The 16,645-nt window shown below is 46.8% G+C and carries 11 protein-coding genes; 5 read left to right on the top strand and 6 right to left on the bottom strand.

Translation table 11 applies throughout. The features are described from left to right. Positions 1 to 826: 826 nt before the first annotated feature. The gene (locus RLO19_RS01430; RefSeq protein WP_446353167.1) at positions 827 to 1,108 is read right to left on the bottom strand and encodes a YiaA/YiaB family inner membrane protein; all 282 of its coding nucleotides are present in this window, start codon (positions 1,106 to 1,108) and stop codon (positions 827 to 829) included. A 489-nt stretch (positions 1,109 to 1,597) separates the two neighbouring features. Between RLO19_RS01430 and RLO19_RS01425 the strand changes: the two genes are divergently transcribed. Next, complete coding sequence (locus RLO19_RS01425; RefSeq protein WP_446353165.1) at positions 1,598 to 1,798, top strand: hypothetical protein; 201 nt, start codon at positions 1,598 to 1,600, stop codon at positions 1,796 to 1,798. Positions 1,799 to 2,204: 406 nt separating this feature from the next. Next, positions 2,205 to 7,796: an Ig-like domain-containing protein gene (locus RLO19_RS01420; RefSeq protein ID WP_446353163.1), complete on the top strand. Its 5,592-nt coding sequence runs from the start codon at positions 2,205 to 2,207 to the stop codon at positions 7,794 to 7,796. A 193-nt stretch (positions 7,797 to 7,989) separates the two neighbouring features. On the opposite strand, the gene RLO19_RS01415 is transcribed toward RLO19_RS01420, so the two are convergent. Then, positions 7,990 to 8,838, bottom strand: coding sequence for an ABC transporter permease (locus tag RLO19_RS01415; protein ID WP_446353173.1), 849 nt, complete (start codon positions 8,836 to 8,838; stop codon positions 7,990 to 7,992). Positions 8,839 to 9,048: 210 nt separating this feature from the next. On the opposite strand from RLO19_RS01415, the gene RLO19_RS01410 reads away from it, so the two are divergent. Both RLO19_RS01410 and RLO19_RS01405 read left to right on the top strand, forming a co-directional pair. After that, positions 9,049 to 9,603, top strand: coding sequence for a TRAP transporter small permease subunit (locus RLO19_RS01410; protein ID WP_446353161.1), 555 nt, complete (start codon positions 9,049 to 9,051; stop codon positions 9,601 to 9,603). Beyond that, entirely contained in the window at positions 9,587 to 10,924 is a 1,338-nt protein-coding gene (locus RLO19_RS01405; RefSeq protein WP_446353159.1) for a TRAP transporter large permease, read from the top strand. Before RLO19_RS01410 ends, RLO19_RS01405 begins: the two co-directional genes overlap by 17 nt. Before the next feature lie 284 nt (positions 10,925 to 11,208). Here the strand turns inward: RLO19_RS01405 and ggt are convergent, their stop codons facing one another. Then, complete coding sequence (gene ggt / locus RLO19_RS01400; protein WP_446353157.1) at positions 11,209 to 12,765, bottom strand: gamma-glutamyltransferase; 1,557 nt, start codon at positions 12,763 to 12,765, stop codon at positions 11,209 to 11,211. A gap of 522 nt (positions 12,766 to 13,287) precedes the next feature. On the opposite strand from ggt, the gene RLO19_RS01395 reads away from it, so the two are divergent. After that, positions 13,288 to 14,094: a nucleoside phosphorylase gene (locus RLO19_RS01395; RefSeq protein ID WP_446353155.1), complete on the top strand. Its 807-nt coding sequence runs from the start codon at positions 13,288 to 13,290 to the stop codon at positions 14,092 to 14,094. 64 nt (positions 14,095 to 14,158) lie between these two features. Here RLO19_RS01395 and RLO19_RS01390 read toward each other — a convergent pair whose 3' ends face one another. The 3 genes from RLO19_RS01390 to RLO19_RS01380 form a co-directional block, all read right to left on the bottom strand. Continuing rightward, complete coding sequence (locus RLO19_RS01390) at positions 14,159 to 15,145, bottom strand: 3'(2'),5'-bisphosphate nucleotidase (protein WP_446353153.1); 987 nt, start codon at positions 15,143 to 15,145, stop codon at positions 14,159 to 14,161. Between the two features lie 161 nt (positions 15,146 to 15,306). After that, positions 15,307 to 15,546: a hypothetical protein gene (locus RLO19_RS01385; RefSeq protein ID WP_446353152.1), complete on the bottom strand. Its 240-nt coding sequence runs from the start codon at positions 15,544 to 15,546 to the stop codon at positions 15,307 to 15,309. 145 nt (positions 15,547 to 15,691) lie between these two features. After that, positions 15,692 to 16,498, bottom strand: a complete 807-nt coding sequence (locus tag RLO19_RS01380) for an inositol monophosphatase family protein (protein WP_446353150.1) — start codon at positions 16,496 to 16,498, stop codon at positions 15,692 to 15,694. Positions 16,499 to 16,645: the final 147 nt, after the last annotated feature.

The raw sequence follows: 16,645 nt of genomic DNA, 5'->3' as shown, positions 1-16,645 counted from the left end.
GGTCTAAGACCTCTTCGTTTACGAAGAAATTAAAAAAGATTTTCCTTAATTTCAATCCTCTTCTTTTAAGGAGAGGTCATTATTCATTGTTCATTATCCATTGTCAATTTGTGAATATGTTCGTAGGGGCGCACGGCGTGCGCCCATGGACGGCGTGTTCCCATGGACGGCGTGTTCCCATGGACGGCGTGTTCCCATGGACGGCGTGTTCCCATGGACGGCGTGCGCCCATGGACGGCGTGCGCCCATGGACGGCGTGCGCCCATGGACGGCTTGCGCCCATCGACAGCGTGTGCCCATCGACAGCGTGTGCCCATCGACAGCGTGTGCCCATCGACAGCGTGTGCCCATGGACGGCGTGCGCCCATGGACGGCGTGCGCCCATGGACGGCGTGCGCCCATCGACGGCGTGTTCCCATCGACGGCGTGCGCCCCTGGACTGACTGTGCCCCTGGACGGCGTGCGCCCCTGGACTGACTGTGCCCCTGGACGGCGTGCGCCCATGGACGGACTGCGCCCAGCGGCGGCGTGCGCCCCTGGACGGACTGCGCCCCTGGACGGCGTGCGCCCAGCGACAGCCTGTGCCCATCGGCAATAATTTTAGATGAAATCGCCAAAACCCTGTAGAGACGTTGCATACAACGTCTGGAACAATCTGGACATAAAAGGGTTATGTATGACGGATTCGGTATAGTACGTAGTTCACAAGGCGCACGTCGGTGCAGGGCGCACAGATTGAAGGGCGCACAGATTGAAGGGCGCACGCCGTGCGCCCCTACAAACGATACGGGGCAATTTGGAACTGGGAATAATCTGCATCTCCTCCTTATTTCAGCGGATGATTTTCGTTGAGTAATTTTTCGATTCTGGCTTCATCCACTCTGGAGATAATGCGTTTTGATTCGTGAATATCGCGGGTGGTTTTGGCAAGGCTAATGGTTGAGCCAATGGAGAAGGCTAATCCCATTCCCATAAAGCCTTTTGTCCAACTATCGACGGGTAGATATAAAATCCCGATACTCATAGCCGAGACGGAAATAATAAAAGAAGCCCAGGTTTGAAATACCCAAGCGTTACTGTGGATTTGGTTATTAAATGGTGATTCCATAGTCCCTTTCTTCATCAAAAAGCGGTGAATTCAATTTACTCAAGGATAGGAATCGCTTGGCTAATAATTTAGGGGCAACGGGACAGTTTTGGGAATTGCACAGGAATTGGATAACTGAAAGACTCGGAAAATCGTATCGACGATTCGTCTATTGTTGTGCCAGTTGAGAAATTGTTTAATGGTTTGCCATTTGTCCCTGGTAGGGGCAACCCGCCGGATTGAATTAACACCATCCAACTTTTAATTCTATCAGGTCGCTCCCCGCTGGGTATTGGTAATATTTAACACAACATTGATGCCGAGGCGAGTCAAGATAAATTAGTTCTCCCACCGCACATTGATGCAGCGATTTGCCCCTACCGCTACCGCTTCTACATAGGTACGGTGTGATGGTTTTTAAGTACGGTGTGATGGTTCTTAGGTACGGTGCCATGGTTCTTAGGTACGGTGTGATGGTTCTTAGGTACGGTGTGATGGTTCTTAGGTACGGTGCTATGGTTCTTAGGTACGGTGCCATGGTTCTTAGGTACGGTGCCATGGTTCTTAGGTACGGTGCCATGGTTCTTAAGTACGGTGCCATGGTTCTTAGGTACGGTGCCATGGTTTTTGGGTGCTGTTATAGCAGTAGACACATCGATTAGGACAAACGAACTGTTGTTCCAGACGCGCCATGGCGCGTCTCTACCATAAGATGCTTCGTCTACCGGAATTTTGGGTCTAAAGCCCCTCCATTATGATGTGCCGGAATGGGAGACTTTTGCGTTTGCTGTCGAAAAACAAGCTAGTTTATGGGTAAGGCGTTGCACAGCCCACCCTACACTAATTATGTTGGGTCGCCTTCTGTTGGATAATGATAATTTGACACCGCATTTAGACAGGGGCTTTTTCGATATAGGTTAATTCTTATACCGAACATGTTTTGCAGCGAGGAGCCCCTACAGCCCCTACAGCCCCTACATCCCCTACACCCTACAACCGCGAAAATTACGCCAATCCTGACAATGGATTTCATAGAAAATAAATATTGTGTGATCTAATCCCACCCAACCCCCAAGGATTTATTATATTTTCTATATAAATAGTAAAATCCTTTAAAATGACCCCACTCAATTTTGCAAATGACAAAAAATTCTCCACCGGGGATGGTTCGATTGCTGTTGGTATCGGAGACTATAACGGCGATGGACATCTGGATTTAGCTGTTGTTAACCATATTGCTAACAATGTTGCCATTCTCTTGGGCGATGGTACGGGAAACTTTGGCGTCGCCCCCTCATTGAAAGTAGGGACTCGTCCTTGGGATGTCGCTGTAGCCGACTTCAACGCCGATGGCAACTTGGACTTGGCAGTATCTAACCGCGACTCTAATAACGTCTCGGTATTTTTAGGGAATGGAACTGGGGGGTTTAGTGCGGCGACGAACTTTGCCGTGGGGACTAAACCTCATCAAATTGCTGTCGCCGACTTTAATGGAGATGGTAAACCTGACTTAGCGGTAGCAAACTATGACTCTCACAACGTTTCAATACTATTGGGGAATGGGTCAGGTGGCTTTAGTTCTGCGACCAACTTTGCCGCAGGGGGAACGAATCTCGCAACGATTATCGCCACTGACTTTAATGCTGATGGAAATCAGGATGTAGCCGTCAGACTTCGGGAAGAGAACAAAGTTGCTGTTTTACTTGGCAATGGGTCAGGTGGTTTGGGCAGTCCGACCAAGTTTGCTACGGGGACGAATCCCAATGGTTTAGCAGCGGAAGATTTTAACCAGGATGGTAAACTCGATCTTGCCGTATCAAACCAGGTTTCTAACAATGTCTCTATCCTATTAGGCAATGGGTTAGGCGGATTTGGGGGAACTACTAACTTTGCCGTAGGGACTAATCCTTCTTGGCGGATTAGCGCCGCTGATTTCAATGGTGATGGAAATCCGGATATCGCTGTCCCCAACCACACCTCTGACAACGTTTCAATACTATCAGGCAATGGTAGTGGTGGCTTCAGCAATGCAATCAACTTCGGAGTCGGAGATAATCCTCATGGCATCGCAGTAGGAGATTTTAACGAAGATGGTAAACCCGACTTTGTCGTAGCTAACTATAACTCCGATAACATTTCCTTACGCCTCAACACCACCAACTTTCCCCCTGTCGCGAATAACGATACCTTCACCACAACTGAAGATACTGCCATTTCACTCAATCTATTGGCAAATGACAGTGATTTAGACAGTACCGATACTCTCTCCATTACTGCTGTCGATACTACCAATACCCAAGGCACCGTCCAAATTAATCCAGATGGCACCGTTACCTACAGTCCCGCCACCGCGTTTCAATCTCTCGGTGTGGGTGAAAGTGTAACTGACCAATTCACCTATACTCTGGATGATGGCAATAACCATACCGCTACCGCAATAGTTTCTGTAACGGTTAACGGCATCAATGATAATCCCATCGCCAACAACGATACTGCCACCACTGATGAAGATACACCCACGACGATTGCCGTTCTAGATAACGACAGCGATATCGAAAACGATACCGTAACAGTTTCTGGCGTCAATACCAATAATACCCAAGGAAGCGTCACCCTCAACGCTGATGGTACAATCACCTACAATCCGAATACAGCCTTTCAAGACTTAGGTGCAGGGGAAACCAGCACGGATACGTTCACCTACACAATTAGTGATGGCAACCAAGGAACCAATACCGCCACTGTCACCGTAACGATTACTGGGGTGAATGATGCGCCCATTCTCAGCACTATTAGTAAACTAGGTAACGAAGATACTGCAATTTCTTTTAGTGAAACCGACTTTAGTAACGCTTTTAGTGACGCCGAAAGCGATAACCCCAGTCAAATCAAACTCCTGTCTCTTCCTGATGCAGGTATCTTGGCGCTAAATGGAATAGCTGTTAGTGCCGGACAAGTCGTTACTATTGCGGATGTCAATAACCTTACCTTTACCCCCAATCCCAATTTTAATGGCACAACTAGCTTTGGTTGGAATGCGTCTGATGGTACAACCTTTGGTGCTGGAGAAACGGTTAATATTACGGTAAATCCGGTTAATGATGCGCCTGTCGCCCAAAATGATACCGTTACCACTGCTGCTGATTCCACTCTTGTCTTAAATCTCCTCAATAATGATAGCGATGCGGATAACAATAGCCTGATTCTGGAGAGTTTAGAGACTCAAAATATATTGGGAACCGTCAGCCAGAATGCGGATGGCACAATTACCTATACGCCTGATCCTGATTTCCAATCCTTAGGGGTTGGAGAAACTGTTACGGATGCGTTTGACTATACCATCAGTGATGGCAATGGCGGTACAGATACAGCCAACGTCACGATAACGGTGACAGGGGTTAATGATGTGCCAATTGCTGTAGACGATAGTGCGACAACCAGTGAAAATGGGGAAATTACGCTTAATCTATTAACTAATGATAGTGACCCAGATGATAGCGATAATCTCAGTATCAGCACGATTGATACGACTCAAACCCAGGGAAGTGTAACTTTAAATACAGATGGCACAGTTACCTATAATCCTGGTACAGCGTTTCAGTCTTTAGTTGCAGGGGAAACGGCGAAAGATACATTTAGTTACAGCATAAGTGATGGGAATGGGGGGAGTGATACAGGAGTTGTGACGGTAACAGTAGCCGGAATTGATGAACCAGATATTCCCGTTTCTTTTAGCGATGCTACTCATTTTGCTGTGGGGGATGCTCCTCATGGTCCAGGTATGGGGATAGCGGATTTCAATTTAGATGGGAACTTAGATATTGCAGTTGCTAACGAGTCTTCTCATAATGTTTCAGTACTCTTTGGAAATGGTAATGGTAGCTTTAGCGCTGCTAGCAACTTTGGTGCTGTAAATTTTCCTATATCCGTTGCTGTAGGAGACTTCAATGGTGATAACCAACCTGATTTTGCTGTCACTAGCAATAAAGATGGCAATGTTTCTGTACGGTTAGGAGATGGCGCTGGCGGATTTAGCACAGCTAGTGACTTTACTGTAGGGACGAATCCCCGACAAGTTGTTGTCGGAGACTTTAACTTAGACAACAACTTAGACTTGGCAGTTACTAATTGGACTTCTAATAGCGTTTCTGTGCTATTAGGCAATGGGTTTGGGGGTTTTAGCGCGGCTAATAACTTTGGCGTAGGCACAAATCCTTGGGGTATTGCTGTCGCCGACTTTAATGGAGATAGTCAGCTAGACTTGGCTGTATCAAACTATACTTCTAATACCATTTCTGTAAGATTGGGAAATGGTAAGGGCAGTTTTAGTACAGCGACTAATTTTGGCGTAGGTACGAATCCCTTTGGTCTTGCTGTCGGAGACTTCAATGCAGATAGAAAACTCGATATCGCTGTTGCTAATTATGGTTCCGATAATGTCTCCATTTTGTTAGGAAATGGGTCAGGGGGTTTTGGTGTGGCGACTCACTTTGCCGCAGGAACTGGAAGCCGTGGCCTTACTGTTGCCGACTTTAATGCCGATGGGAAGTTAGATATCGCCACAACCAATCAAGATGCCAATACTGTTTCAATTTTGTTAGGAAATGGGTTGGGTAATTTTAGTGAAACCATTCAATTGGACGTAGGGACTACTCCTGTAGGTATGAATATCGGAGATTTCAATAACGATAGTAAACCTGACCTCGCTGTCGCCAATTATGGTTCTGATAACATTTCCATTCTCCTCAATACCAGTAATTTTCCTCCCATCGCCCAAAACGATACCATTACCACGGATGAAAATACGCCGCTAATTTTTAATCCGCTCACCAATGACCAAGAACCGGATGGAGACAGTCTCACTATTGACCGCATAGAAACCAATTCTACCCAAGGAATTGTCACTCTAAATACAGATGGCACTATTACCTACAATCCCGGTACAGCGTTTAACTATTTAACCACACAGGAAACAGCTACTGACACATTCAATTACGTGGTGAGTGATAGTACAGGACGCACGAATACGGCTACTGTTACTGTTACGATTACCGGGATTAATGATGCGCCCACACTGAGTTCATTTAACAAAATTGGACAAGAAGATGGTTCTATCGCGTTCACCGATACTGACTTTATTAATGCCTATAGTGACCCAGAAGGAGATAACTTTACCGCTATCAAACTGCTTTCCTTACCTCAAAATGGCACATTAACCCTAAACGGTAATCCTGTTGGTGAGGGCGCAAGTCATGAGGGCGCAAGCAGTGAGGGCGCAAGCATTGAGGGCGCAAGCAATGAGGGTGCAAGCAGTGAGGGTGCAAGCATTGAGGGCGCAAGCAGTGAGGGCGCAAGCAGTGAGGGCGCAAGCAGTGAGGGTGCAAGCATTGAGGGCGCAAGCATTGAGGGCGCAAGCATTGAGGGCGCAAGCATTGAGGGCGCAAGCATTGAGGGCGCAAGCATTGAGGGCGCAAGCATTGAGGGTGCAAGCATTGAGGGTGCAAGCATTGAGGGCGCAAGCCTTGCGCCCCTACAGAACGGCTATATCTCAATTACTGATATCAATAATCTCATCTTTACGCCCGATGCTAACTATAACGGTACTACCAGTTTTGTCTGGAATGCTTCGGATGGCACTAACTATTCGGCGGGAACAACGGTTAATTTAATCATCAATCCCGTTAATGATTCTCCTGTCGCTATTGCCGATAAAGCTACCACTCAAGAAGATACTCCAGTGAGTATTGATATTCTCAGTAATGATAGTGATATCCTGGATGGCGATACTTTATATATCGATACCTTTGATATCTTCTCCACCAATGGAGGTACAATTACTCGTGATCAACGGGGAACTCCCAATGACGCAACTGATGACTATCTTCTCTATACTCCCGCCTCTGGATTTAGTGGTGAAGATAGCTTTAATTACACGATTACCGATGGACAAGATACGGATACCGCCACCGTCACGATTACCGTTAATCCAGTTAGCAATTTAACCCTATTTGGTACACCGAATAACGACACCCTCAGCGGGGGAGGTGGCGAGGATCTCGTATTTGGCGAAGGTGGGAATGACGAATTACATGGGGGTTCAGCGAATGACTTCCTCAGTGGCGGCGACGATGATGATCAACTCTTTGGCGGTGCTGGAGATGATATCCTCATGGGAGAAGCTGGGCGCGATCGCATCCACGGCGGAGTCGGACATGATACCGTAGAAGGCGGCGATGGCAATGACTACATATTCGGCAATCCCGGCAATGATATCCTATTCGGCAATAGCGGGGAAGATATCATACGCGGTGACGAGGATAATGATATCCTTTATGGCGGAGACAGTCGCGATCGCTTATTTGGCGATACTGGAGATGATTTTCTCCTGGGAGAGGGTGATGCGGATATCCTGGTGGGCGGTGAAGGGGATGATACCCTTGATGGCGGTGCTGGGGCGGATAAAGTCTATGGAAATAATGGGGCGGATCAGTTTATTTTAAGAGTTGGAGAGGGAAGCGATACCATCTTTGACTTTAACCCTGGGGAAGATATCTTAGGGTTAGCTGGGGGACTAACTTTTGATCAGCTTAATCTTATGGGTATGGGAAGTACCACCCTAATTCGGATGAATGGGAGTGGAGAATTATTAGCCATGTTAATCGGCGTACAAGCCACTCAAGTCAGTGTAGCAGATTTTGTCGTGGTGTAGGAATTGTGCGATATTGACACACCAACCCATCGTAGGGGTTTGGTTTCCAAACCCCTTGGTTTCCAAACCCCCCCAAACCCGCAAACCGATTTCATCGTGGTATAGGAAGAATGCGATCGCGCCAATTCTATCAAAATTGACACGCCAACCCAAACCCCCAAACCCCTACAGAGGGCACGGCATTGCCGTGCCCCTACAATACATCCGCAAACGCGGGACGTAATTTCTGATAACACCAAAACCCCACACCAAACACTACCCCAGAAACGCCAAACGCGACTACCCATTCTAACCCATGTTCCACTGACCCAACTAATACCAAATCCCGATAAACTTGAGTAATTACCGCCAGAGGATTCAACCAAAACACCCAATCCCGTAAGTTTTCTGGAATCACCGAAGCCGGATAGACAATCGGCGTCAGATAAAACCAAAGATTTAAAATCACCCCTAACGTCTGGGGAATATCTCGCAAAAATACGGTTAACCCGGCTGCCAAATATCCTAACCCGGCAGTTAATAACAACTGGGTTAACCAAACTAAGGGCAATAACGCTAACGTGGGATGTAATGTTCCTGAGGATATGGCAACTAACACAATCAGCGCGGTTAATCCCAAAGCACTTTCAATAAATGTCGATAAGACGGGAACCAGTGGTAATAGTGACAAGGGAAACACCACCTTTTTTACCAAATTGGGTTGTCCGACTACCGAACCCGCTGATTGGGTTAACCCTCCAGTAAAGGCAATCCAAGGCAGTAACCCAGCAAACAACCATAAGCCAAAAGCAATATTGTTATCCGCAGGTAATCCCTTGAGACTTAGTTTCACCTTCAGAACTATGGAAAACACGTAGGTGTAAATTAACAACTGCGAGAGTTGATTGAGGAGGGGCCACAAATTCCCCAATACTGAACCCTTATACCGTGCCTCCAAATCCCGGCGCACTAATGTTCGTAATAGGTCAAATTTGACCCACCACTGCTCCTTGAGGGGCAACCAGCGTCTAATTTTACCGACTTTCCGAATTACGCCGAGCATTAATTTGTCATTTGTCATTTGTCTTATGTCATTTGTCAAGTCGGGGCGGGTTTAGTTACATCTGGGTGCAACCGAAAAGATAGTAGTGAAACCCGCCCCTACACAATCTCCCTCATCTCCCCCGTCTGAAGAAAGGCGAAAATTTGCTACATTCCTGGCAACAGTGGCGGTAAAATACATCATCTGGTGTTTCAGGAGAAGCCGTAAGCCTTGCAGCAATTATTACAGATTTCTCGACTCATCGATGCCTTTAACGAATGGGTTGGTCGCCTAACCTACTGGCTAGTATTACTGATGATCGCGATCGGCACATGGAATGTCGCCGGACGCTATATTGGCTCTTTTCTGGGTCAAAAACTCAGTTCTAATGCCTTTATCGAAAGTCAATGGTATTTATTTGACCTGGTATTCCTCTTGGGTGCAGCCTACGCCCTGCGCCATGATGAACATGTGCGGGTGGATGTATTCCATAAAAGCTGGACACCGAAATGGAAAGCCCTGGCTGACTTAATCGGGACGCTGTTATTCTTAATTCCCTTTTGTTTAATGGTGATTTATTTCTCCTGGGAAACCATTCTCAATTCCTGGGCAATTCGGGAAATGTCTCGTGATCCAGGAGGATTACCACGCTATCCGATCAAATCCATGATTATTGTTAGCTTTGTTCTACTGATTCTGCAAGGGATTTCCCAAGCGATTAAAAATTGGGCAATTTTCACAGGCTATCTGACACCCCAGGAGGAACATCATGATGCTGGAGTATGAATGGTTAGGTCCTCTGATGTTTGCTGGGGCGTTGGTATTTTTATCTCTGGGCTATCCCGTAGCATTCTCTCTGGGAGGAGTTGCGATCGCGTTTTCCATTATTGGTGTGAGTTTGGGTGTTTTTGACCCTATCTTTCTCACTGCCATGCCCCAGCGTATTTTTGGCATTATGGAAAATTATACCCTATTAGCAATCCCTTATTTTATCTTCTTGGGTTCCATGCTAGAAAAATCTGGCATTGCTGAACGCCTGTTAGAAACCATGGGGATTCTGTTTGGGCGCCTGCGGGGGGGACTTGCCTTAGCTGTAGTATTAGTCGGGACGCTATTAGCCGCAACTACTGGGGTTGTCGCCGCAACCGTCGTGGCAATGGGACTGATTTCTTTACCGATTATGCTGCGCTACGGCTATGATAAACGATTGGCAACCGGGGTAATCGCTGCATCGGGGACATTAGGACAGATTATTCCTCCGAGTGTGGTTTTAGTCGTATTGGCAGATCAATTAGGAATTTCTGTCGGGGACTTATTTATTGGGTCCGTGATTCCCGGTTTATTAATGACGGCAGCTTTTGCTGTACATGTACTAATTGTGGCATGGTTAAAACCTACTGCTGCACCGGCTTTACCTGCTGAGGTTCGCAACATTGGCGGGAAAGCTTTAGGACGCCGGATTTTGCTTGCCATGTTCCCACCATTATTATTAATTCTTTTAGTCTTAGGTAGTATCTTTTTTGGCATTGCCACACCAACAGAAGCCGGGGCGGTGGGTTGTGTTGGTGCGATGGTACTCGCTGCGGCTAATCGTAAGTTAACTTGGTTATCGTTGCGCCAATCCTGTGACGCGACGCTACGAATTACCAGTATGGTGATATTTATCCTACTGGGTTCTACGGCGTTTAGTTTAGTCTTTCGCGGTTTAAATGGCGATCAGTTTATGTATGATATTCTCGCTAACCTACCCGGAGGTCAGATTGGGTTTTTGGCAGTGAGTATGATAACGGTATTTATTTTAGGCTTTTTTATTGACTTTTTTGAAATCGCCTTTATTATCGTTCCCTTGTTTGCTCCTGTGGCAGAATCTCTAGACGTGAACCTTGTCTGGTATGGTGTTATTTTAGGGGCGAATTTACAAACGTCCTTTCTCACACCGCCCTTTGGCTTTGCCCTCTTTTACTTACGGGGTGTCGCCCCACCGGAGGTGAAGACGACAGAGATTTACTGGGGAGTAATTCCATTTATTTTGCTTCAGGCGTTAATTGTTGTGTTAATTATCGCGTTTCCAGGGCTAGTTAGTTTTCTTCCTTCGTTGAGTCGCTAATAAGTTTAGTACCGGAGAGCCAGAGCATGAAGTACACCCAAATGTAGAGGCGAATGTAGGGGCACCATCCTTGCGCCCTTACCCCCGTACTAACTTGAGTGAAATCCTAGGTTGGGTTGACGCGCCGAAACCCAATTCATCTTTGAGTTAGTTTCCTTAGATTAAATTAGGTGAATAGCTGACTTTATCCAATCACAATTCATGGCATTATGGTACTCCTCGATAAGATGAGGGCGCACGTCGGTGCGCCCCTACAGTTGACAGGGAGGCTTGATGAATTACCCCTACAATTTAGCCACCGCACCATCCCGACGGCTGTCACCAGCGCCGACAACTAAACCCTCAGGGGTTTTCATCACCGTATGAACGCCACCAAAAAACAAATTTTTTTCTCGCCAACGCACAACCTGTTGATTTGTCAGCAAGGGATTGATAATTTCAGCTTCAGTTAAACCCGGTTCGATATGAAATCTACCCTTTTCTCCATGGGTTCTCGGACTATCGACGGCTTGCTCAATAGACATATTAAAATCTAAAATATTAGAAATCACTTGTAAAATAGCCGTTCTTATCCGATTAGAACCCCCTGAGCCTAAAACAACTTCTGCCTGATTCTTTTGCAAAACAATAGAGGGAGACATCATCGACGAAATCCGCACATTTTCTTGCCACTGATGGAAGCCTTGGGGATTTAAATCTGCCTCTCCTAACATATTATTCACCATAATGCCTGTACCGGGAATCACATAACCCGATCCTTCCCCGTTGGACGTGGTAACACTAGCGGCATTTCCTGCCTCATCAATGACACTAATATGGGTAGTACTGCCCCATTTATTCACTGTTTCTGCTAAATCTTGTTGATACTGAACAATAGAATCATCAGCTAAAAATTGCTCGGCAATATCCTCTTGATACAGATAATCATTCAATCCCTGCTGTCTGGCTGCATTCGTCAACTGCATAACCTGTGCCAGAATTTCTAGATGACGCGCACTGCCAAAACCTAGATTCGCTAAATCAATGGTCGATAATAATTTTAATGCCCAAGCAATCAAAGTTCCACCCGAACTTGGAGGTGGGTTAGTCAATAAGGTATTGCCTCGATAATTAACAGTTAATGGTTGCCGTTCTATTACCCGATAATGCTTGAAATCCTCTAAGGTTAAATACCCCCCTAACGTCTGACAATCTTTGACCAACTGATCAGCAATATCTCCTTGATAAAATTCTTGGACACCCTTTTTTGCCAAATACGCTAACGTATCAGCAAAGGCTGGCATGATTACTATTCCATTGGGTTCGATGGGTTCCCCAGTAAGAATAAATATGTTTTGTCTGTTGCGCTCCGCCATAATAATTGGCGTCAAAATTGAAGTTAAACAATAGTATTGAAATCGATTTAATTGAATCCCATTTTTGGCATAGTGAATCGCGGGTTCAGCTAGGACATGAAAGGGTAAGCTACCCAATCGTTGGTGAACATGAAACACGCCAGCCATATTTCCCGGAACCGCCATAGAACCCAGTCCGATATGAAACTCTTGGATAGCGCCACCAAAATTAACATCAACGGGATAAAAATTAATGTCCTTCTCAGGACGTTTTTGACGTGGGGTTTGGCAAAAAAAATCAAAGAGAATATTATCATTCGTTGGGGTATGGGCTAATAGGAAACCACCCCCCGCCGCTGAGGTGAGTCCCGGTTCAGTAACAAAAGAGGCGAGAATCGCTGCAACCGCCGCATCAAACGCATTACCACCGAGGCGAAACATTTCCCTACCCGCCTCAGCCGTTTTCTCATGTCCAGCCGCGATCGCGCCGCGTGTTTTTTTTATCATAACGGTTAATGTCTAGTCCGAATAACCACCAGAAGCTTTTGAGTTATAGCAGTTATTCACGTCATCATAACCAGGATCAGGATCAGCAGAAGCTTGTATCTGCTGCCAGCTTCGGGATAACAAGTGGGTTGGCATCTGCTGTTCGGGTAAGTAGGGTGACAGGAGTGAGGCTCCTCATGCTCGCTTCTGTTGAGGTTAGCTATATTACTTGTCATTTATAATAGTTCTATTTCCCTCGTTTCCTTTTAATCGTTAGGCTAAAAAAAAGGAGTTCTAATGAACAGATATCTAGACCAAATACTCAAACGGCGTCGATGGTTACTTCTTACTCTGTTTGTCGCTCTGGCTATTCTCACCTATTTTAGTCAATCCGTTTAAGGGTATTGATACCATAGTCATGCTAGCCAATATATTTTTTAGTCAAAACTATTTCCCTAAAAAATCTAACTTTTACGGGAACTTTATCCTAAAGTACAATTCCATCAATGGTAGCCGAAAAATTGGCGATCGCGCATTCAAGCTATGACCAGTTCCTCAATGTATCACCTTGGCTTCGGGCAAGATGATCTCGGTTCACCACCCCCTACCCTGGCGCTGTTATCCGGTGAGCCGCAACGCGCTTCTCAGATTGCTCAAGACTATTTACAGGATGGGCGTCTGCTCTCGGAGAATCGGGGATTAAAGAGTTATCTGGGCAAACTGTCCAATAATCGCCCCATCTTATCGGCGACGAGTGGGATGGGCGCACCGTCTTTGAGTATCGTGGTGAATGAGTTGGTGCAACTGGGGATTGAGAGAATTATTCGGGTGGGGACTTGTGGATCGATTCAAGACTATATACCTGTGGGTAGTATTGTGATTACTCATGGGGCATTATGTCGCCAAGGTGCAGCCAATGATATTGCCCCAATTGAATATCCGGCGGCGGCTGATCCGTTTCTGACGGTGGCATTAGTTGAGGCGGCGCGGGAGTTAGGGATTGAGCATTATCTGGGGATTACGGCGTCGGTGGATACATTTTATGAAGGGCAAGAACGCACCGATTCAGCGAATCCTTACTTAATGCGTCAGCTTCAAGGTATCACTCAAGAATATCGTCGTTTGAATATTCTCAATTATGAGATGGAATGTGGCACATTATTCAAAATGGCGGGGGTGTATGGATTTGCGGCGGCTTGTGTCTGTGGTGTTGTTGCCCAGCGAACGGCGGGAGAGGCGATTATTGTCGGGGAGAAAGAGGTGACTGTGCAGCGTGCGATCGCAGTGGCAGTACGTGCAGCCGAAAACGTTGACCAGAATAGCTATTATTTTCCCGCATCGATGAAGTAGGGGCTTGGTTACCAAGCCCCTACTGGTGACTACGCTATAGTCTTCGATTTAGGGTAGGAATAGGTCAAACGCTAGCTGTTTCCCGCAAGGCTTCCAGCACGGTATCATGAATCACACCATTGCTGACAATTACCCCCTGATTATCAGAAAGTTTGGCACCCAGAGAAAAGTTAAGGGGTTTCCCGTACATATCAGTCACCCGTCCCCCAGCTTCCTCAACTACAATCGTTCCCGCCCCATGATCCCAAATCTTTTCCCGATAATCTGGAGACTTGGGTGATGGCAAACGCAGGTAAAGCGACGCCCGCCCCGAGGCGACGGCACCATACTTGGCTTGAGAGTCCATCCGCAACGAAGGGGCTGTAATTCCTACCGCCTTGGCAACAGCATCTTGTCGTGAGTGATCACCATGACCGGATTCCACACTCTCCACAAAGCGCATCGCCTCGTTACTATCAGCCTTCGTCACCTGAATCGGCTGAGGTTTTCCACCAGAGATGGGAACCATAGTTGCTCCCTGACCCCGTACCGCTACGAATAGAACCCCCTTTTCTCCATCAGGTTCGTAGGGTGAAATCGGGAGGGCGGGACAAGCCAGAACACCGAGTTTCACTTCACCCAGTTCCACCAGTGCTAAAGCCACAGCATATTGATCTTGACGCAGAAAGCCTTTTGTGCCGTCAATGGGATCTAATGTCCAATAGCGCCCACCAATCTCACTATTGCCGCGATCAATCCAGTCCAATATCTGATCCGATGTCGCATCACCAACAACAGACTTGACATAGTGAGTCACCCGATTGAGTTGGTCAGCCATTTCCGGTTGACGCAACTGGGATGCATCTTCTTCGCCCACCACGAGATCATCAGGAAACGCCATCGCTAACGCTCGACAGATAACCGCCTGGGAACCCAAATCCGCCACCGTTACCGGACTCTTATCACTCTTTTCCATCGCTTCAGGCACCTGTTCTTGGCGAACTTGCTCACACAGTTTGGCTGCTGTCAGCGCCGCCTCAATAGCTACCTGTTTTTCTTGCTCGTAAGACATGGTAAATCTCTATTGCTCCATAATACTTTCAAAAAAACCTGGCTAAGAACGGGAAGGGAAAACAGATTGTTTAGACCCCGACTAAGCGGCTTTAGCCCGCCCTTACCTTTTCTTGTAACGAGGGCAATCGCCATCGTGGGGGCTTACCTAAAACACTCATATCAGTGAGCCTTGGGACGTTGATACCCTGGTACTGGTTGAGAAGCCGCTTCCCGTTTACCTGGAATACTGTTTGGTCGCACCCTTGGGTTAGATTCAACTTTCCCGATGTCACCACTGATCACGATCTGCCCTTTCCCTGTACCTGGATTAATCTGTACAGTTGGCATAAGGTTAGGAGCGATCGCTATGTCTAACGTATTGCCGCTTCCATCATGACCTTTCAGCAGAGCGATCATCAAGGTTCAAGCCAAGATTGCAGGGGATTGGTGTAGAGACGTGCCATGGCACGTCTTGTGTGTAGGGGCGGGTTTGACCGATAAGGTTATGGAGAAAACCGATAACTTGGCTAAACCCGCCCTGCTTAAGGATCAGGGGGAGCTAATTCTAATTCTGTTGGATATAGGATTTAAACACATCCACTAATTCAGAACGGCTGACAATCAGCGTGGGAAAAGATCGCCCGCCATAATCTTGACCCGCTTGCAGGGGGAAAATCGGCTCTGACTCCAACGACACCCAAACCGCACCCGCTGCTTTCACAATCACCCAAGCCCCGGCTATATCCCAAATCTTGGGCGTTGCTTCCATCCCACCGAGAACCGCTCCAGTAGCAACGGTGATAAAATTATAACTGGCAACCCCTAACATACGAATTTTACAGGGGAAGGGTTGCTGTAAGAGTAAGGTGCTGCGAGAGCAAAGGTTAAAAAAGTGATTACTACTGAGTTCATCCGGACTACTGTGGATAGAAAACTCATTCATAAATGCCCCAGGGATGATATCAGGTAATCCTGATTCCCCCGCCCAAAAGCCATGAAAGGATTGTCCAATGGGAGGAAAATGGACATAACCAAACACAGGTGTGCCTTGATACAGCAAACCCAAAGAAATCCCCCAAATTGGGATACCTCGGGTAAAGTTCGTCGTACCATCTAAGGGATCGATAATCCAGCACCACTCCGTATCAGGGAAGCGATGTTCCCCTTCCTCACTTAAGATTCCGTGACTCTTAAACCGAGACGCGATCGCACGACGAATCGTCTCATCTGCCAAATGATCCGCTTTTGTCACCAAACTCCCATCCGCTTTTTGCGACGCCTGACAGCAGCGAAAATCAGGCAGGAGTTGGCTACCGACATGGCTAGTAATCTCTTTGGCAAAGTCAAGGACAGACGCCCAAAATTCCTTCATTGGTTAAAAATCCATATAATCCCTCATCCAGAGTCCCTGGATAGAAATTGTCACCCTCATGCATAATAACTAATTCTTGATTAGTTTAATTTTCTTTGATATTATGAGGGCTGTGGAACGTTTCCACATACCAAAAGGATGGCTATC

Origin of the sequence: Coleofasciculus sp. G2-EDA-02 (assembly GCF_040226375.1) — a bacterium.
GTDB lineage: Bacteria > Cyanobacteriota > Cyanobacteriia > Cyanobacteriales > Coleofasciculaceae > Coleofasciculus.
This window is presented reverse-complemented; position numbering and strand designations above follow the sequence as displayed.